This window comes from Micromonospora sp. MA102 (genome assembly GCF_025460765.1).
Classification (GTDB): domain Bacteria; phylum Actinomycetota; class Actinomycetes; order Mycobacteriales; family Micromonosporaceae; genus Micromonospora; species Micromonospora halotolerans.
On the sequence record NZ_JAMWEG010000011.1, the window covers coordinates 67,528 to 85,919 of the forward strand.

20 protein-coding genes are annotated in these 18,392 nt (G+C 70.8%); 13 read left to right on the forward strand and 7 right to left on the reverse strand.

The genetic code is table 11. The features are described 5' to 3' along the window. Positions 1–61: 61 nt before the first annotated feature. Positions 62–424, forward strand: a complete 363-nt coding sequence (locus NFX44_RS21865) for a YciI family protein (protein ID WP_262285437.1) — start codon at positions 62–64, stop codon at positions 422–424. Continuing rightward, positions 421–1,674, forward strand: coding sequence for an RNA polymerase sigma factor (locus NFX44_RS21870; RefSeq protein WP_262285438.1), 1,254 nt, complete (start codon positions 421–423; stop codon positions 1,672–1,674). Before NFX44_RS21865 ends, NFX44_RS21870 begins: the two co-directional genes overlap by 4 nt. Positions 1,675–1,971: 297 nt before the next feature. Here the strand turns inward: NFX44_RS21870 and NFX44_RS21875 are convergent, their stop codons facing one another. Beyond that, the gene (locus tag NFX44_RS21875; RefSeq protein WP_262285439.1) at positions 1,972–2,496 is read right to left on the reverse strand and encodes a hypothetical protein; all 525 of its coding nucleotides are present in this window, start codon (positions 2,494–2,496) and stop codon (positions 1,972–1,974) included. A gap of 121 nt (positions 2,497–2,617) precedes the next feature. Between NFX44_RS21875 and NFX44_RS21880 the strand changes: the two genes are divergently transcribed. Beyond that, positions 2,618–3,835 carry a DUF4236 domain-containing protein gene (locus tag NFX44_RS21880; RefSeq protein ID WP_262285440.1) on the forward strand — a complete coding sequence of 406 codons (1,218 nt, stop codon included), beginning with the start codon at positions 2,618–2,620 and terminating at the stop codon, positions 3,833–3,835. A 34-nt stretch (positions 3,836–3,869) separates the two neighbouring features. Here NFX44_RS21880 and NFX44_RS21885 read toward each other — a convergent pair whose 3' ends face one another. Further along, entirely contained in the window at positions 3,870–5,111 is a 1,242-nt protein-coding gene (locus tag NFX44_RS21885; RefSeq protein ID WP_262285441.1) for a hypothetical protein, read from the reverse strand. Between the two features lie 816 nt (positions 5,112–5,927). On the opposite strand from NFX44_RS21885, the gene NFX44_RS21890 reads away from it, so the two are divergent. Beyond that, complete coding sequence (locus tag NFX44_RS21890; RefSeq protein ID WP_262285442.1) at positions 5,928–6,575, forward strand: hypothetical protein; 648 nt, start codon at positions 5,928–5,930, stop codon at positions 6,573–6,575. Positions 6,576–7,190: 615 nt separating this feature from the next. On the opposite strand, the gene NFX44_RS21895 is transcribed toward NFX44_RS21890, so the two are convergent. Genes NFX44_RS21895 through NFX44_RS21905 form a run of 3 tightly spaced genes read right to left on the reverse strand, consistent with a single transcriptional unit; the run spans position 7,191 to position 8,921 of the window. Further along, positions 7,191–7,451, reverse strand: a complete 261-nt coding sequence (locus NFX44_RS21895) for a hypothetical protein (RefSeq protein ID WP_262285443.1) — start codon at positions 7,449–7,451, stop codon at positions 7,191–7,193. 5 nt (positions 7,452–7,456) lie between these two features. After that, complete coding sequence (locus NFX44_RS21900) at positions 7,457–8,551, reverse strand: WXG100 family type VII secretion target (RefSeq protein ID WP_315974620.1); 1,095 nt, start codon at positions 8,549–8,551, stop codon at positions 7,457–7,459. A 10-nt stretch (positions 8,552–8,561) separates the two neighbouring features. Beyond that, on the reverse strand, positions 8,562–8,921 hold the full coding sequence (locus NFX44_RS21905) for a hypothetical protein (protein WP_262285444.1): 360 nt from the start codon (positions 8,919–8,921) through the stop codon (positions 8,562–8,564). 365 nt (positions 8,922–9,286) lie between these two features. Here NFX44_RS21905 and NFX44_RS21910 point away from each other — a divergent pair, with 365 nt between their 5' ends. From NFX44_RS21910 to NFX44_RS21935, 6 genes are all read left to right on the forward strand, one after another. Continuing rightward, complete coding sequence (locus NFX44_RS21910) at positions 9,287–10,075, forward strand: MarR family transcriptional regulator (protein WP_262285445.1); 789 nt, start codon at positions 9,287–9,289, stop codon at positions 10,073–10,075. 91 nt (positions 10,076–10,166) lie between these two features. After that, positions 10,167–10,805: a GGDEF domain-containing protein gene (locus NFX44_RS21915; RefSeq protein ID WP_262285446.1), complete on the forward strand. Its 639-nt coding sequence runs from the start codon at positions 10,167–10,169 to the stop codon at positions 10,803–10,805. 208 nt (positions 10,806–11,013) lie between these two features. Next, positions 11,014–11,598: a hypothetical protein gene (locus tag NFX44_RS21920; RefSeq protein WP_262285447.1), complete on the forward strand. Its 585-nt coding sequence runs from the start codon at positions 11,014–11,016 to the stop codon at positions 11,596–11,598. Next, on the forward strand, positions 11,595–11,858 hold the full coding sequence (locus NFX44_RS21925; RefSeq protein WP_262285448.1) for a hypothetical protein: 264 nt from the start codon (positions 11,595–11,597) through the stop codon (positions 11,856–11,858). The genes NFX44_RS21920 and NFX44_RS21925 overlap by 4 nt, the downstream gene beginning before the upstream one ends. A 199-nt stretch (positions 11,859–12,057) precedes the next feature. Beyond that, a complete protein-coding gene (locus tag NFX44_RS21930) occupies positions 12,058–12,579 on the forward strand; it encodes a hypothetical protein (RefSeq protein ID WP_262285449.1) in 522 nt (173 codons plus the stop codon). Beyond that, the gene (locus NFX44_RS21935; RefSeq protein WP_262285450.1) at positions 12,576–13,664 is read left to right on the forward strand and encodes a C40 family peptidase; all 1,089 of its coding nucleotides are present in this window, start codon (positions 12,576–12,578) and stop codon (positions 13,662–13,664) included. The genes NFX44_RS21930 and NFX44_RS21935 overlap by 4 nt, the downstream gene beginning before the upstream one ends. 55 nt (positions 13,665–13,719) lie before the next feature. Here NFX44_RS21935 and NFX44_RS21940 read toward each other — a convergent pair whose 3' ends face one another. After that, positions 13,720–14,544, reverse strand: coding sequence for a DUF4262 domain-containing protein (locus tag NFX44_RS21940; protein WP_262285451.1), 825 nt, complete (start codon positions 14,542–14,544; stop codon positions 13,720–13,722). A gap of 292 nt (positions 14,545–14,836) precedes the next feature. Here NFX44_RS21940 and NFX44_RS21945 point away from each other — a divergent pair, with 292 nt between their 5' ends. Next, positions 14,837–15,721 carry a hypothetical protein gene (locus NFX44_RS21945; protein ID WP_262285452.1) on the forward strand — a complete coding sequence of 295 codons (885 nt, stop codon included), beginning with the start codon at positions 14,837–14,839 and terminating at the stop codon, positions 15,719–15,721. Further along, the gene (locus NFX44_RS21950) at positions 15,718–16,791 is read left to right on the forward strand and encodes a DUF4314 domain-containing protein (protein WP_262285453.1); all 1,074 of its coding nucleotides are present in this window, start codon (positions 15,718–15,720) and stop codon (positions 16,789–16,791) included. The genes NFX44_RS21945 and NFX44_RS21950 overlap by 4 nt, the downstream gene beginning before the upstream one ends. Positions 16,792–16,807: 16 nt before the next feature. On the opposite strand, the gene NFX44_RS21955 is transcribed toward NFX44_RS21950, so the two are convergent. Then, positions 16,808–17,587: a hypothetical protein gene (locus tag NFX44_RS21955; RefSeq protein ID WP_262285454.1), complete on the reverse strand. Its 780-nt coding sequence runs from the start codon at positions 17,585–17,587 to the stop codon at positions 16,808–16,810. Positions 17,588–18,003: 416 nt separating this feature from the next. On the opposite strand from NFX44_RS21955, the gene NFX44_RS21960 reads away from it, so the two are divergent. Then, on the forward strand, positions 18,004–18,306 hold the full coding sequence (locus tag NFX44_RS21960; protein ID WP_262285455.1) for a hypothetical protein: 303 nt from the start codon (positions 18,004–18,006) through the stop codon (positions 18,304–18,306). Positions 18,307–18,392: the final 86 nt, after the last annotated feature.

Here is an 18,392-nt window from a genome sequence, read left to right on the forward strand (position 1 = left end):
CGCTCCGTTCGTGAGGTGAGGACGCACCGGGCACGGTGCCTGGATCGGAAGGACGACCCTGATGAAGTACCTGCTGCTGATCTACGGCAACCAGGAGAAGTGGAGCTCGATCCCGGCGGAGAGCTGGCCGGAGGCGATCGCCAAGCAGGACGCGTTCAACAAGAAGTACCAGGGGACCGGCGAGCTGCTCGGCGCGTACGGCCTGGCCGACGCCGCGGTGGCGCGGTTGGTGCGGCGCACGGGCGGCGCCCCGGCGGTGACCGACGGGCCGTACCTGGAGACGAAGGAGTACCTGGCCAGCCTCTACCTGCTGGACTGCGAGAACGAGCAGCGGGCGTACGAGATCGCCGCGGACATGCCGTGGGCGGACGTCGAGCCGGTCGAGGTGTGGCCGGTCCTGCACGAGGCGGCCGCGGACCTGTGATTCCTGATCGGGGCGTCGAGGACCTGCTGCGCGAGTTGGCGCCGCAGGTCCTCGGCGCGTTGGTTCGCCGTTACGGGCAGTTCGACACGTGCGAGGACGCGACGCAGGAGGCGCTCGTCCGGGCCGCGATGCGCTGGCCCACCGAGGGCATACCGGAGAATCCCCGCGGCTGGCTGGTGACCGTTGCCTCCCGTCGGCTGCTCGACGAGGTCCGCAGCCACCAGTACCGCCGGCAGCGGGAGAACGCGATCATCGCCGCGACCCCGCAGTCGGAACTGCTCGGCCGGCCCGCGGACGCCGATCCGGGCACCGACCGGGACGACTCACTGACCCTGCTCTTCCTGTGCTGCCATCCGGCGCTGTCCCCGGCCAGCCAGATCGCGCTGACCCTGCGGGCGGTGGGCGGCCTCACCACCGCGCAGATCGCCGCCGCGTTCCTCGTCCCGGAGCCGACGATGGCGCAACGCATCAGCAGGGCGAAGCAGAGCATCAGAACCAGCGGTACGACTTTCAGCATGCCCGAAGGGCCGGAACGCGCCGAGCGGCTGCGCGCCGTGCTGCACGTGCTGTACCTGCTCTTCAACGAGGGCTACACCGCCAGCACCGGCCCGGACCTCACCGCGCCCCAGCTGTCCGGCGAGGCGATCCGGCTCGCCACCTGGCTGCGCCGGCTGCTTCCCGAGGACGCCGAGGTGGCCGGGCTGCTGGCCCTCATGCTGCTCACCGAGGCGCGCCGGCCCGCCCGTACGACACCGGACGGGGCGCTGGTGCCGCTGGCCGAGCAGGATCGCAGCGCCTGGGACCGGACGCTCATCGGCAACGGGGTCGCGCTCGTCAGCGCGGCGCTGGCCCGGGGCCCGGTCGGCCCGTACCAGGTGCAGGCGGCCGTCGCCGCGGTCCACGACGAGGCCGAGCACCTGGACGCGACCGACTGGCCGCAGATCCTCGCCCTGTACGAACTGCTGGAGCAGCTCGCGCCGGGGCCGATGGTCACGCTGAACCGTGCCGTGGCCGTCGCCATGGTGCACGGCCCGTCGGCAGGGCTGGTGCTGCTGGCGGCACTGGAATCCGACAGCCGGATGGCGAGCCACCACCGCCTTCTCGCGACCCGCGCCCACCTGCTCGAACTGGCCGGCGAGCACGCCGCCGCGGCGGCCGACTACCGGGAGGCCGCCCGACGCGCCACGAGCCTCCCGGAACGCCGTCACCTCACCACCTGCGCCACCCGACTCGCGACGAGCGGACGTTGATGCCGATCCTCGGCCACCGTCGGCGCCCGGGTGGCCTCGGTGCGCGGTCACCCGGCCGCCGCAGGTCATGTCGTCGGCCTGCTCGGCGGTGAAGCTCGACAGCACGCCGAGGCGGGGCAGTTCCTCCCACGCCCCGGTGAGCCGCACCGGGGCGGTGGCGTCGCCCGGTCCGCTCATGGCCGGACCCCGATCCTGGACCAAGTCTCTAAGTGGCCGCAAACCGGGCGTACCGCCGACAACTGGCCTGTTCGTCAACAATGCACACCAGCCATGGGCCGGGTGCCTAAAGTGTGCGCATCATGCCAAGTGCCTGACAGCCATGCTTGACCGATCGATCGGCCCTGGCGACGCGAGTCGGCCTGCCTGGTAGGCGGTCAGCCGGCGCAGTATCTCCGCGCGGTCGTAGCTGGGAAATCGGACCAGCAGGAGGCGTAGCTCGAACTGCGACTCGCGTTGCTGGTCGAAGGTTGCCCTGTCCATAGGCCGGGCGGACACGTGCCACGAGTCCAGTGCTGCCCAGTGTGTCATCCGCAGGTAGAAGGCGTCGCGAGGGCCGGCTTGGGCGAGCGCAGTCAGGAACGCCATCCCGTCGTCAATCGGGAAGTCGATGTAGGCCCACCCTACTTGCGCGGCGATGACCGGGGCCATGTGCGGCAATTGCTCCGGCCAGTCAGCGTTGCTCTCGCCCGCATTCTGGCAACAGGTCCAGGTCGTCAGCCCCAGACGCCAGATGACCTCGATAATCGGCGCAAGCTCCTCGTCGATGTCGGCGCTAAGGTCGCCCACGCTGACCCGGCGGACGGCGTGCAGGTTGTCACTCACCCGCGCGATCTTAGTGGTCATGGATGCCGGCGTCGGCCGGCTGTAACGAAACCTCGCCCTCCAGCCCGCCTCGACCGTTGCACGCAGTGCAGCCTGAGCCTACGCATTCGGCTGACCGCTCGTGACGATCATCGCCGTAAGGAGTGGCTGGGCGTCCGAGCTGACATCAGGCGACAGGCTGACCGGCAAAACCGGCCCCCGGCTTTACGGTCAACGCGTGGGGTTTTCGATCAGGCTGGCTCCGGGGGTGCGGATTCGCGCTTCGTCGCGCGGCATCCGTACCAGTGTCGGCCCGCGGGTCGCCCGTGTTCACATCGGCGCCGGGCGAACCGGCTTCTCCAGCGGAGTCGGCCCGGTGGGGTTCTACACGCCGCTGGGCGGTGGCCGCCGAGGCGGGCGGGCGGCGCCAGCGGCGAGCTACCAGCGGCAAATCGCGGCGCAGCAACGTCAGGCGGTGCAGGCGCAGCGAATGGAGGAAGCCGGGCTGCTGGCGCAGGCGTTTCTGCGCATCCTCGACCTGCACCGGGTGGAGTTCCCCGCCGCGTCCCGACCGATCGCGCCGGAACCCGCACCACCGGACCGTGCCGCTATCTACAAGCACTACGAGCAGCACGCCCTGGTCGGCATCGGCATCTTCGAGCGCAGCAAACGGGCACGGGCGAAACAACGCGCGACCGAGTGGACCGAGGCTGAGGTGCAGCGGCAGTGGGCCAGCCTACGAGAGCAGCAGGCAGGCTGGCAGCGATACCTCGACGACCGCTGGCGGCAGCTGTACAGCAACAAGCCGGATGTCGTCCTAGAAACCCTTGAGGAAGCCTTCGAGGACAACGAGGCGCCGAGCGCCGCCGTCGGAGTCACCGACGACGAGGCCTCCCTCGTCGTGCTCGTTCCCGCCGTCGGCCAAGCTGTGCCTGAGCGGATGCCGACCACGACAGAGGCCGGCAACCTGTCGTTACGTAAGCTCCCGCAGCGCGACCGAGCGGCCTACTACAAACTGTTCGTCTGTGGGCAGGTTCTGGTTACCGTGCGGGAAGCCTTCGCCGTTGCACCGGGTATCGGCTCAGCGAGGGTGGCTGTTCTTCGTCAGGATGGACTGGACAGCTACGGCCGAAACCGTGTGTCGTGCCTGATGGCGACCAAGATTGAACGCGCCTCGCTCACCGGGGTGCGGTGGCAGGAGGCTGACGCCGCCGACATCGTCACCGACACGAGCTCGGAGCTTCTACTCAACCGGCGACCTCGTACGGGGGAACTGCTGCCGTTGAAACTTGAAACGGAGCCCGCGCTGGCTGCACTCATCAACGCCGTCGATTTGGCCGAGCTCACGGCTGCCACCTAGCTGTCGCACCGGAGCGGCGCGCGGTACCTCCCAGCTACTGGTCGTCTGACGCCTCGGCCGCCTCGATCTCTCGCCGCGGCTCACCAGCGGCATGCTTGCCCCGCTTCTTCGGCTTGAACAGGGACGTGACCCCCGCGCCGACGGTCCCGGCCGCACCGGCGATCGCCCCACCGACTCCCTTCACTGCGGTCAACGCCTGAGGCTCGTCAGGAACTCCATCGCCATCGAGGTCGACGCTTCGGAAGGGTCGGGTTACGCTGCCGGCTGCGTTCGCCACCCAGTTGCCCGTAGCTTTGGCCGCGTCCTCGAGCGCCACAAGCGCCCGGTTTGGCTCATCCTCTTCTTCTTCCGCCGTGACATTGGTCGGCACTGTGAGGTGATCGGGGAACTCCGTTGGCGCCTCGGCGAATGCCGTCTTCGCCGCCTCGATGACCTCGCGACCAAAAACGAACCGAGCGACACCGCCGGCAACGGCGCCGACGCCGTACTCAATCGCTGCCTGCTGCCTACCGTTCAGGCCGGAGCGCACGGTCTCCAACCGACCCGTCTGAACGGTCCGGATCAGGTCTTGTGCCGCGCCTCCTGGGAGGCTGTCTGCAAGAGTGTTCGCCCAATGCGACCAGTCTTTGCGGCCGGAGGCGATGGTGTGGCCGACGCCGACGATGCCGTCCGTCGACGCGCTCGCGAGGTCGGTGGCCATGGTTGCAATCTGCTTCTGGCTGACGCGTTCGTTAGACAGGAGGTAGACGAGAGCGTGGGCTTGGTCCCGGTCGAGAGCCATGCCGTGAATGTCGGCGATCGCGAGGGCGAAGATCGCGGTGATCTCGAACTGGAGTTGCTCATCACCAGCCGGAAGGAGTGCGGCGACCCTTTGGGCGCCTGTCTTCGCGGCGTTGAGCGCCAGGCCTTTCGCGGCCTTTTTCGCCACCTCCTTGCCGGCCTTCTTCGCTACCTCCTTGCCGGCTTTCTTCGCCGCCTGGGCGCTCACAGTCTTGGCAGCCGTAGCGGCGCCACCGCCCGGGATCAGCGCGATCCCGACGGCAGCGGCAATCGAGCCGGCGGTGACGATGCCCCCGGCGACGGTGATCGCTGCGACGTAGTGCCGCTCAAGCATCGTGATGACCTCGGCAGGAGTCGCGTCGGGGTTCCGCCTCCGCACCCGTTTCACGTACCTGCGGGCGATCGCGTGCCGGGCGCTCACAGCCTTCGCGATCTCACGCTCGGCGTCTTCGTTGGGGAGTTCCGCTTCCAGAGTGATGTTCTCGACGTCAGTCACAGGATCGTCTCCCCGTCGTTCAGGTAATCGTCGGCGCCAGCCCAGCTGCGCGAGTCTAGTTAGCGGGCCGTGTCGTAGGCGACCCCGAACACCTCGTCGGCGCTCATCGCCGGTAACTCAGCTCCGCCGCCCGCTGCCGGTGGTGGTCACAGACCGCCTCGCAAGCCCCACGGCCGCACGGGCCGGCGCCGGGCTTCCTCACCGACGCTGGCGCCCGGTCGGCGGCGTCCAGCTGTCACCGCCGCCGGCCGCGTGTCAGAGCCACCTGATCTGACAGGCATCCCGCAGCGCTGGCGGCACAGTCGTGACACGGACTGACATCGCAGGTCAGCAGCGCTTTCCGGCCAGGACGGGGCGGGGAGCGCTGACAGATCGGGCCGCTATCGTCTCGGCCAACACCATCCCCGTATATCGCTGCATCCCGGTTCGGTCCCACCGCAGGGATCCCCCGCCGCACCTCAGCGGTACGCGATGCCCACCCGCCTCGGCCGGTCGGCACGCGTCCCGCGCGGCGGCCTCTCGAGGTCGACCAGCCACTCGCACCACTGATGTGTCATCTTCCCGTCTGTCCTGAAGCCGACCCGCACCTCGTGGGCCGGTTATCCCTGCGCGCCCACGCGCAAGTCCATCAGAGGAGGATCACCCATGTCCCCTGTCAACGGCACCCCGCTAACCCGCCACGGCAGCCGCGTGCCCGCCACCCCAGCACGACCGCCGGCGAAGGCCACCCCAACGGCAGGGCCGCCACCGGCCGCCACCCGGGCGGCCACCACCGCATCGCGGCCGACCGTCACGCCGGCCCCGAGCGTCTCCACGATGGTGATCTGTCTGCCCGAAGAGCTTCCCGCCGCGGCGCTCACAAGCCACCACCTCGACACACACTTCGGTGTCAGCGGCACCCTCACGACCCTGTTCTGGACGGCGCCGCGGCTGCGACTCTGGCAGCACCACCTCATGATCGGGCTGCGCAAGGGCCGCCCCGCGCCGTGCGCGGGCGGTCCGATGCGGCTGCTCGACCTGGCCGGTATGCGCCACGCCGCCGCCGTGGGCGCCGGCATCCGCTACCAGATCTGGCAGCGGCTCGTGCATGGCACCAGAGCGGCCACCTCCTGGCCGATGTTCGAAACCCGCCACCTCACCGACCCCGACCGCTACCCCCTCGAGTCCGCGGTCGCGGACTTCCACGCCCAGCCCCGCGTACAGGCCATGCGTCTGCACGCCGCCACCCTCGGCCCCGGGCAACCCTCCGTCGGGGAGCTGGAGATGTACCAGGCAGGTGAAGTCGCCTACCAGCACTACCGGGCCGCGAGCGCCGTCGCCGGCGATGCGATGCTCACCGCCGATGGCCGCAAGCTCGCCCCGGCCAGCGATGCCCTCGCTCACCGCATCACCTACCTGGAGCAGGCCCTGGCCCACCTTGAGTCCCTCGGCCCAGATCAGCGGCTGCTCGCCGTCACCCTCTAGTACGACACAGGCCGCCGACCTCACTGTCACCTCAGGGACCCCGACCGCCGCCCGGTGCCTGACGCTGCCGCTGTCCGCCGCATCGGCTATCGAGCTGCGGACGGCTGCCGCTCCCCCGAGCCGGCTTAGTCCAACCGATCTCGCATCACCTCCAACCTGCCTCGACTCCGGCCGGCGGGTCATTCGTCGCCGGCCGTGGTGGCGGCGGGCCGGCCGACGGCCGCAGGAGGCGGCCGGCGCGCATCGCCAGCGCCCCGGGGCCGGGGCTTTCTCTGAGCCGAGGCCGGCGAGAGGCCGCTGTTTCCTCTTCCACCTGCCAATCGAGGGCCGCTCCGTCACGACACACCGGCTGTGCATCGCGTCGGGAACGTGCGCCACGCTGGCAGGACCTCCCTTGTCTGCTCCGCCACCGCCTCAACAGCTCCGCGGGTCGCCCGCTCAAGAGCGTCGGAGCGCTTCTTCGAAAGCCCGGGAGACGCCGAGGCAGCAAGAAGGCAGCGACCGCGTCGCCGCGACCAAGCGCCGGCACGGACGAAGTTCCAAGCGTGCAGCCCTTGTGGGACGGATGCGGACGCGGCGCACAGGACTCTTGTCAGTGAGGCCTCGTCCTGGTGGTCAGGAGGGGGTTGCGAGGTCGTCGCGCTCCTTGGGGGTCATCTCTTGGTATGCGGTCCAGAAGGTATGGAAGGGCGCTGTTAGCTCGACGCCGTAGGTGTTGCTGGCAGCTGCCTGGCGGAGGTTGAGCTGGCCGTCTTGAACTGCGGTGGCCATCTCGCGCAGCAGCGGGTTGTTGCTGCGGGCGAGTTGGTCCAGGACCTGGCGCAGGGCTTGCCCGCGCTTCTCGTCGCCGCCGGTGATGTCGTCCAGGTCGTCCACTCCGTTCACGCCTGTGCCCCGGCGAGGGGGTGGTCGTAACGGGCCCCGTCGGGGAGGGATGGCAGGGCGACGGCGTCGAGGTCGCTGAGTTCGCGGGTGAGGGCGGCCCGGAAGACGAGGACGGCGGCGGAGATCTGCTGGCAGAGCTTGGTCGCTTCGCCCCAGAGCCGGAACATGTTCGCGACTTCGGCGGCGGCGACACCGTAGCCGACGAGCGCGCCGACGCCGGTTTCGGAGGTGACGGTGCCGGCAGCGGCGGCGATGCCGGCGATGATGGCGGCGTCGATGAGGCTTTTGACGACACCGCCGAGGGCTTCACCGGCGGACCAGACGGCGTCGGCCATCTCCCGGTACGCCTTGCTGATCGCGGACATGGGGGCGTGGAGGTCGGCGGTGGCGTTGGCGGTAGTCGTGAAGTAGCGGAAGGCTCCGTCACCGGCGGCGCCACGCCAGAGGGGCCGCAGTGTGGTGGTGCCGGATTGGACGTTGTAGGCCAGGTCGTGCAGGGCGCCGCCGATGTTGTCGACGACGGGCGCCATGTTGGCCAGGGCTTCCCAGTCCCCGGAGACCTGGCTCTGGATCCTGCTGATGGGGTCGAAGCCGAAGACGTGGTGGAAGACCTCGTTGAGCCAGTTCGCGGGGCTGATGTAGTCCATCCAGCCCAGCGGGTTCGCGGGCTTGTCCGGGTCGCCGGGGGTGTCGAGGTGGCCGCGGACATCTCGGACGTCGACGAAGTTGGCTGGAGCGCAGGGGTTGTTCGCCAGTTCCAGTTCCAGGGCGGTGATGCAGCGGTCGACCGCCGGCGGCAGGGTGCGGTCGAGGCGCTCGGCGTTGGCCAGGTCGGTCGAGCGGTAATAGCCGGCGGCGGCTCGCAGTTCGGGGGCGGAGTTCTCCAGGAGGCAGGCGAGCCGGTTCAGGGTGCCGTTGATGACCTCTACCGCGTGCTCGTGCGCCTCTTTGGCGATCTTGATCTGTTCGCCTCCGGTCGCGACGTCGGCGTGCCGGTTGAGGTAAGCGCGGATCTCCGACACGTCTGCGGCGGCGCGGTCGACCTGGCGGGCGAACCCGACCAGCGCTTCCGGCTCGACCGACAGTGTGATCTGCGCCGCCCTAGTCGGTCAGGAACATGCCGGTCACGCCCACCGCAGCCAGGACGACGGCGGCGGCGAGCACGTAGAGCCGCGGGCGCGGTTCTCGGACGAAGTAGGTAGCCAGTCCGAACGCGCCGCTGAGGATCGACACGGCGTACCACGGGAAGCTCGCCGGTGTGGCCTGCCCGATGAACACCATCCAGGTGGCGACGACGGCGACGAAGATGGTGGCGTAGGCGATCGTCTGCCGCAGGTTTCGGTAGGCGGTGTGCTGCAACCGGCCGACGGACTCCCGGTAGTCCTGCACCGCCGCAGCCCGTTCCTCGTCGCTGGCCTGCCGCCGCTTGTTGCGGCTTCCAGAGCCCCGGCCCCCACTCATGCCGCAGAAGATACCAACGGCCGTCACGCCGCCGCTGCCCTGAGTGACGCCGACAGATCATCTCGACCGCGAGCCACCAGGCGACCCAAACACGCTGCTCTGGTGCGGGCCCGGGGGCAGTCCGCGCTGACCGCGAGCCCCCTGCGGGCAAGAACGATCGTCGCCTCCCACCAGCTGGCGGCCTCGGCGCCATACACCGCCAACGCCTCGCTTTCGCCGGATCCGGCCACACGCCGCCCGGCTACGCCGAACCAGGCCCTCTGGCCTGTCCCGAGATGCGGTCCATGCACTTGATCAGCGCCGCCTTCGAAGCGTGGATCAGTGCGCGGACCACGACCGCATCGAACGATGAAAGGACAACTGGCATGACCGACACGCACACGGAAAGCCCTCCCGCGCACAGCGCGTTCAAGGTCCTCACGGCGCTGGCCGAACTCGGCCAGGCCACCGCCGCCGAAGTCGCCGAGCACGCCGGACTCGGCTACTCCACCACCACCCCGAAGCTGCGCGCCTGGGAAGGCTCCGGGCAGGCCGAGCGAGTGCGCACCGGCGACGGCCGCACCCTGTGGCGGCTCACCGACGCCGGCCGCGCCGCCACCACCGCTAACCCGCAGCCCGCCGCGGCCGACGCACCCGCACCGGCCGCGGACCCCGAGGTTGCCCAGCTTGACGCCACCGAGGCGCAACTCCAGCCTGGTGATGCCGACCCGTCGGCCGCAGCCGACACCACCGGCCCGCCCGACAGCTCTCCTGCCTCCCAGCGGGAGCCCGAGCCGGAAGCACTGGATGCCGGTGCGTCTACCGCCGGCAACCCTGCGGGTAAGGCAACCGACCCGGCGTGCCAGACGCCGGCAGACAGCCACGACAGTGGCGACGGGCCGCGCGGCGAGGACCGCTCGGCGGCAGCGCGCCGTAGGGGCGGGTCGTTGCGCGGTGCGGTCCTGGACATCCTCGAAGCGCACCCCGATCGGGCCTACAGGACCGGCGAGCTGTGCAAGCTCATCGACGCCGCGAACGCCGGCACCGGCGCGGCGAAGGCCAGCGCCGGTGCGGTCGCCAACGCGGCCATCAAGCTCGTCGCTTCCGGCAAGGCGATGCAGACCGTCGAGCGTCCCGCCACCTTCCAGCGCGCCCCCGCCAGCGGCGGCGAGTAGTCCACCTGTCCCGGCAGCCCGAGGGCGGGCGTCGAAGTTTGGCGACTCACGCCCGCCCCCGGTGCTCCTTCATTGACAAGGAGCGTCCCGAGTGTCTCCCACCCTGAACACGATCGCTACCGCCGCCGGCGGCATCCTCGCCGGCCTCGCCTTCGCCGGAGCCTTGCTCTGGCGGCAGCAGCAAGCCCTGCAGACGGCCCGTTACCAGGCCACCCACGACGACATCACCGACCTGCCCAACCGGCGGCTGTTTCTCGGCCACCTTCGTGCCGCGCTCGCCGATCGCACCCCGGTCGGCGTGGTGCTGCTCGACCTGGACCGGTTCAAGGCCGTCAACGACACCCTCGGCCATGACGCCGGCAATGACCTGCTCGAACGGATCGCACGGCTCCTGATCGGCCTGCCCGCACCGGTGCAGATCGCGGCCCGGCTCTCCGGCGACGAGTTCGCCCTGCTCGTGTCCGGCGACCGGGACGACACCGCCGCCGTGGCCCACGCCGCCTGGCAGGTCATCGCCGCCACCCCGATCCGCGTGGTCAACGGCAACCTCCGGATGGCCGCCTCGGTCGGCCACACGCACAGCGGTAACCGGCACACCAGCCCCAGACAGCTGCTCGCCGAGGCCGACACGGCCATGTACCAGGCCAAGCGCTCCGGTAGCGGCGTGTGCGAGCACCACCCCCACGCCGCCGCACCTGGGCGGCGCAGCCGCGACCGCCACTACCGCTGACCACCGGGCGCCCGGCCTGCACGTCGCCGGCTGACATCCGCGCGGCCCCCACCGATGCCGGGCCGCCGCGGTCGGCTTCCCCGGGCTGCGCGGGCCGCGCAGCCCACCGGTCCCCCGCCCACCAGTGGGCCCGTTCCTGATGCCGAGGACCCCGAAGCCACCGACTGCGGGGTCCTCCCCTTTCCTGCTCGATGACAAGGAGACCCTTGTGTTGTCCTTCGCCGCTGTCCACACCCTCGCCGGATGCCTACTGGCCGTCGACGCCGACGCCGACACGCTGGACTGGGGCCGGCCCGTGACGCTGCTGCTCATCCACGACCGGCCCCTGATCACCGACAGGCCGACGCCGGTACGCCAGATGCGCAGCGTGGAGTTCCCGCTGCACCGCGACGACCTGCTCACCGACTCGGCCGGGCTGCCCGCGCTGCTGCACCGCCTCGCCGCCGGCCTCGACACCCCGGACGCGGGGGCACCCTACCGGGCCACCCTTGACACCATCGTCCGGCTGATCCGCGCGACGCAGCCGGACGTGCGGCTGCTTGCCTGGGCCGCCTGCTACGACGACATCCTCACCAACGACGGCCAGCCGAGGCAGGTCCGCCACATCGACGCCGTCGACACCGACGGCCGCGTCTACCAACTCACCCACCACCTGGGTGAGGACCACCCGGCGCTGGTCGTCGACGACACCCCCGACCCAGACGACACCCCCGCCACCCAGCCCGGACTGGCCGCGCTGGTGGCCGCCACCGCCCGCCACCCCCACTGGAGCAAGTCGGGGGGCACGGCATGACCGGGCAGCTGCCGCCTGACACCGACCCCGACGAGCCGATCTTCACCGTGTGCGGACCCGAAGGCGCGTCCATTCGGTGCCGGGTCTGCGGCGCGGTCGACCAGATCGTCTCCGACGAGGTGCCGTCCATGGCCGGCTACGGCGAGGACACCTACACCCGGTGCACCCGCTGCGGATCCGTCGAGACCACCGACCCGATCTTCGGCTGGCGCCCCCGGCCCGCCACCTGGCCGCCCCGCCCGGACCGCGCCCAGCCCTGACCGATACGGCGCCATCAGCTCCGCCCGTCCTACACGGACGGCATGGCCATACCGACGGCATCGCCACGCGCGACCAATGCCGCACACCAGCCGTGACATGCCTGCCAGGGCCTCCCCTGCCACCCGCACGCGCCCGCCCGCCGCAAAGCAGGCGGGCGCGTCCCATTTCATTCGCATCTCGCTGAAGGAGTCCTGTCCCGTGAGCAGCCACTGCTACGTCGGCGTCACCGAACCCGACCACCCGCACCTCGCGCACGCCCGCTTCGTGCTCTGCGACGGCCACCCGAGCGTCATCCTGTCCAGCCTGGCCGCGATCTGGGCCGGGCATGCCCGCTACGACACGCGTGCGTTGGTCACCGCGATCCTCGGCTGCGACTGGGAGTACCTCGACCCGGACACTACCGCCGCCACCCGCTCGCCCTTCGCCGGCCAGCTCCCGGTGCCGGGCGTCGGCATGCCTCTGGCAGCCTCTACCTGCACAGACGGGACGGTGGACTCACCGGAACCGGTCACCGTGTTCCCGTTGAGTCACGCCCGGCACCTCGACGTCGAATGGATCTACCTGCTCGACCCGGACACCGCCACTGTCGCCGTGCACACCGACGACAACAGCCTCGTCGCCCGGTACCCCCTGTCCAGGTGCCTGCCCCGGCCCGCCGCCGCGACCCGCTGCCTGGCAGAGCCTGGACGCACGGCGGCGGCGGCGGGAGCACCGCGGTGAGCGCCCGGGCCCTCGCCGCCGTCGCCGCCGCGGTGATCGCGGTGATGGTGCTGTGCGCGGGCGGGATCGGCGCGTTGTTCACCGGCGGCACCGCGTCGGCAGCCTGCCACGGGGCCGTCGACGCCGGGTCCACCATCGCGGTGTCTCCGCCCGCGGCCGGCACCGCCGAGTGGAACAGCGACCAGGTGGCCCACGCCGCCGTGATCGTCGCCGTCGGCCGGGATCTGAAGGTTCCGCCTCGGGGCTGGGTGGTCGCGCTGGCCGCCGCCATGCAGGAGTCGACCCTGCGCAACCTGCCCGGCGGGGACCGCGACTCGGTGGGGCTGTTCCAGCAGCGCCCGTCGCAGGGCTGGGGCACAGCTGCCCAACTGCGGGACCCGCGCCACGCGGCCGGGAGGTTCTATCAGGCGCTGCTGGGTGTGGACGGCTGGCAGGCCATGGCGCTGACTGACGCCGCCCAGGCGGTGCAGCGATCCGCCTACCCCGGCGCGTACGCCAGCTGGGAGGACGACGCGATCGCCCTGGTCCGCGTCCTGACCGGCGGCACCCAAACAGGGCCTGTCGCCGCCGATCTGGAGCAGGCCATGAGCAACCCGCTGTGCTTGTTCGACGGCGGCGACGGCCAACCCGGCAGCGAGCAGGTGCCGCTCCCCGCAGGGTTCACGCTGCCGCCGAGCACCCCGCCGCAGGTGGTGACGGCGGTCGGCTGGGCCCTGGCCCAGCTCGGCACCCCCTACACCTTTGGCGGGGACTGCACCGCGCCCCACTCCGGTGTTCCCGCCCGCCAGTGCGACTGTTCCTCGCTGGTGCAGCAGGCGTATCGGGCGGCCGGCGTTGCCCTGCCACGGACCACGAGCGAGCAGGTCGACGCGGGCCAGCCTGTCACCGATTACCGGGACCTGCGGACCGGGGACCTGCTGTTCATTCCCGGCAGCCGCGGCAGCGCGGCCCGTCCTGGCCACGTCGGCATGTACCTGGGCCAAGGGTTGGTCGTGCAGGCCCCGCACAGCGGCGACGTCGTCAAGGTCACCCGCCTGGCCGGGTGGGCCGGGCAGCTCGCCGCCGTACGCCGAGTCGTGAACTAGGCAGGCAATAGGGGTTGGGCTCGCCGGCGCCCAGCAGCCATCGGCGCGGCCGGCTTCAGCTGGGCAAAGCCGAGCGGACCCAGCTCCCGTCCGGGGCGCGGTCGGCCCGCTGGCCGTGGGCAAGGTCGGCAACGGCTGCCACTTCGGGATGAGTATTGGCGATGTGCCGCAGGTTCGTCACTGCGGTCGCGTCCCCGTCGCCGGTGTCGTCGAGAAGTCGCCAGCTGCCGTCATGGCCCCGCACGACGGCCGTGATCTCCGCCTTGCCCTGCACAACAGCGGACGTGGTGCGGACGGAGAAGTACGGCAGGCTGGTGCCGAACGGCCAGCCCCCATACGGATCGAACTCGGTCCACACGCCCTGTGGATGCTCGGTCGGTGACAGCCACAGCAGCGGTTGGCTGGCTCGGCAACCGGCTTCGGCGTCCTGTTCCCACGCGAACCGGCCCTGCTTGTCCGGCCAGAACACCTGCACGATCGGCAGCGGCGGGGCCTGATAGAAGTCGATGGCGGCGCCGAAGAAGTGGCGATACCAGGCCGGGTGAACGGGACGGATTGCCACGTCGTGGTTGGTGAGCACGTCCGGGCGCCGTTCATCGGGCTTCAGTACTTCACCTTGGCGAACTTGGTCGGCCACGACGTTGACGATCGTCATCGCGGTGTTGGTGGGCAACCCGAAGATGCACACCTCCGGGCTGCGGAGCGTGTGCCACAGTCCCGTCGAATACGCCCAGCCCGGCGTCCGCTCGTCTGCGGCCAAACCCGTAACGCTCCATCCATATTCGCGAATGTGGTCGGCGATGCGGCGATCGCGGGGGTCCCATGTCGCCTCGTCGGACGGGTGTTGGCACAGCAGGCAATGGCATGGCTGGTCAGTCACCGGGCGAGGCTATCGCGCCCAGGTGCCCGCGCCGCCGGTCGGGCCAGCGGGCGGGGACACCTGGCAGCCCGCATGTGCACAGCAGCCGCCAGCCCACCTACCCCCGGCAACTCGCGGCACCTGTCGTCCTGCCCTACCGCCAGGAGCAGAGGAAGCCAGGCCGGCAACAGGCACTCCACCAAAGGTGCGGTGATCCACGCCAATCGTTCGCACCACCGGCCGGGGATCCCTCACGCGGTGCCCGGGCGCTTCCCCGAACCTCCACCACTTGACCACCAGGAAGGACATCACCGTGACCGACACCAGCAGCGGCATTCCTCGGCCGGGCGCGAGACCCGAGGATCACACCGACTGGGTGACATTGGGTCGCCGCCTACAGGCCATCCAGAACAGCATGATCCACTGCGGTGAGCCGCACCGGTACGGCGACTACTACTACGCCGAGGCGCTGCGCCGGCTGCTCACCGACTCCCGCTCGGGCTGGATCCCGACCGCCGAGCACCTGTGGCTGCTCGACCTGCACGCGCAGGTCAATCGGCGGAACCTGCAGGAGGCGAACCGGCGGGCCCGCGAGGCCCGGACCCGCTACGCCACCGCCTCGGCCAAGATCCGCGCCGAGGTGGCCGGGTGGCTGCGCAGGGTCGCCAACGAGCGCACCGTGCCCGCCCGGTATCGACGCGAAGGGGTTCTACTCGCCGCCGATTGGCTCGATCCGGCCACCCCGGCCTCCCCCTACCCCAGCCCGGACACCAGCTCGGCCCCGGTCAGTGGCGCGGCGCCGTTGCCTGTGTCGGCCGTCGATGCGCAGCTGCTGCTGACCCTGCGAGACGCCGGCGAGCGGGAGGGCCGGCTCGCCGTCGGCTGGTGGCGGCAACACGCCATCGAGGGACGCAGCCACGCCGAGCAGACGCAAACGGCGCGAGCGGTGCTGGACGGTATCGACAGCAGCGACGAAACAGTCCTGGCCGCGCTGCCGCATTTCGACCTCGCCAGCTACGACGCCGACCGCTACCAGCACCATGCACCGGCCGGCGCGCCCGACTGGGCGCAACTACCCGACGTCGGCCAGGCGCTGGTCATCGACGCGGTGCGGAGCGGGTTCACCGACGCCGTCCTCGACGGCGTCACCGCTGGCTGCCAAGCCCTGCTCGACACCGGTGACGGAGGTCGACGGTGACCTACCAGCCCGGTGACCGCATCGCCCTCGAGCACACCAGCGACCTGCACACCAGGCTTCGGCGGGGCGACCAGGGCACGGTGCGCAGCTACGACCCGCGCCACCAGGTTCTGGATGTGCAGTGGGACAGCGGCTCCCGCCTGTCGATGCTGCTCGGCGCCGGCGCCGGCGACCGCGTCCGCCGCCTGCCCGAAACTGGCTGGGAGCGGGCGCTCGACGCCCTGCGCGAGGCGGGGGCGGCAGCCGGACGGAACGCCGCGCAGTGGTGGGCGCAGGACACGCTGGGCGGGCGTGCCAGCGGCGACGTGACGGCGACCGCGCGGAAGGTCCTGTCCGCGGTCGAGGCCGCCGATGGGCGGGACATCGACGGGCTGCCGGCCGCCGACCGGTACGTCCTGGCCGACGACGCCGACCGGTACGCCGAGCATGCCCCGCCTGACGCGCCAGCGTGGGAACGGCTCACCGCGCAGCAGCGTGACCAGGCGCGGTGGGCGTGGTGCGACGGGTACGACGCCGCCGCCGAAGCCGAGGCGGCCCGGCAGTGCCGCATGCTCCTGCACCCCGACGGCGACGACCGGGACCTGCGCCATGTGCACCCGGACCGGGTGGGCCTGGGCGGGCCGGGCGTTTTCGCCGGCGACTGGGCGTGGACACCCAACGAGCACGGGGAGCTGCGCATCCCGGTCGGGTTCGTCGGCACCCTGGTTGACACGTGGAACGGGTGGGCGGTGTTCACCTGTACCCGGGAGGTGGCGGAGGCGATCGTCGTCGACCAGCACGATGCCCGCGACCGCTACCGGCAGCACCTCGCCGCCACTGGCATTACCGGTGAGCGCCAGGAGCAGATGGTCGACGAGTCCATGGCCCGCCTGCGCTTCGACGGCGACGTCATCGTGGTCGACGAGACCCGGGTGTACGACGATCCTGAGGCCATCGAGCGCATCCCGCCCGACGCGGACGGCCGGTACACCGTGATGGGCCGCGCTTGGACCTGGATGGCGGTGCACCCCTACGACTGTGAGCGGATCGCCGGCGACCTCCCTGGCCCGCCTGCGACGGCGGCTACCTGACCCGGTCTCCGCCAGCTCATTCGCGGGTGAGCTCGTCCAGGGGCAGCCGGTACCAGTGCTCGGCGGTGATCAGGTGCAGCACCGGGCCGCGACCTATCGCGGTCACCCGCGGTGGGAGCGGGGCTCCGCCGGGCAGCACCAGCCGGTACTCACCGACGACGCGCATCGCCTGGTCGGCCAGCTCACCCACAACGAGGCGGTCCTGCTGCGGTCCGTACCCGCCGAGCAGTCCAACTCTGGTGCCGTTGAGTGCCAAGGCCTTCGCCCCGGAGACCTGATTGCGCCAGCCGATGACCGAGTCATCACGAATCTGCACGATCGGGAAGTCGCTGTAGTAGCAGGTCCACACCGATTCGTCGGTGACGTTGAGCGCGTAGCAGTCGTCGATGGCGCCCCGTTGGTTGTCCGTGTGGGACGGGAATCGCCACGTCGGCTCGAGCTGCGGTGAGAAGCGCACCAGTCCGCTGCTGCCCACCGGTGGTGCGGAGCTTGCATCGCCCCAGCCGTAGTTGCCGTAGACGCCTTCGTCGAAGTAGCCCACCCACACCTCTCCAGCGGTGGTGGTGAAGACGTGTTCGATGCCGTCACCGAGCGTCGCCCGCGTCTCGATGCGTCCGTCGCTTCCGTAGATGACGGCGTTGCGGTCCGGGCCGTCTTTGCGCCACCGGCAGCGGGCTCCGACCACCAGTACCCGCCCCTCGGGCAGGGGCTGGACTGAAGGGTGGGCCAGCGTCATCCCGGGCAACTCGGTGATGTCGACGGTGTCCCCCGCCTGCCTGGTCACTCGGGCGGTCACGGGTCGGGCTGCCGTCGGGTCGGGGAACGTCGCCCAGCCGGGTTGGGTGGTGACCGACCGCAGCGCCGGCTCGTCCTCGGATGTCGACCACAGCGCTACCAGCTCACCGGCAGGCCCGATGGAGGCCGACACGAGCGCGTCACGCGGGTCAGCCCGCAGGACCGGTGAACCCTCGCCCAGCTCCCACGTCGGCAGCGCCCGGCTCGTCTGCTTCCTCTTGCGCCATCGACCCTTCCCGCTCGTCACCCCGGTACCTCATCACCTCACCACGCCCCTGCGCCAGCCGATTCGATCTGCGGCAGATGCCCCTAACGGCGGCGGCATACCGAGAAACGCTCGCCACCACGCAAGCGTTCCGTGGCATCCAGACGGCCGGACGACATGAAGCGACACGACCGACAACGAGGAGCATCAACATGTTCGATGACCCTGCCGACGAGTTCGGCGAGTACGCCCACGAGGAGATCCTTCAGGCCCTCGTCCGGAGCCTGCTGACCAGCACCGACCTGGATCAGCTGTGCGATGTGGCCGACCTGCCCCAGCTCACCCACGACGACGGCACCCCGGTGACGGTCACTTCCGCCCGCGTCTACCGCGACGCCGGCGTCATGACCCTCGACCGTGGCGTGTGGCTGGAGCTGTCCGACGGCAGCGTCTTCGGCCTGACGGTGAGCATCGCCCGCCGCCCCCGCGACGAGGTCACCCTCCGCCGCAGGTAGGCCCTCGTCGCCGGATCGACTTGATCGATCCGGGTCGGGGTGCGTTCCTTGTCGTCGCCCACCGCCGGTGGCAGCGACACCACCAC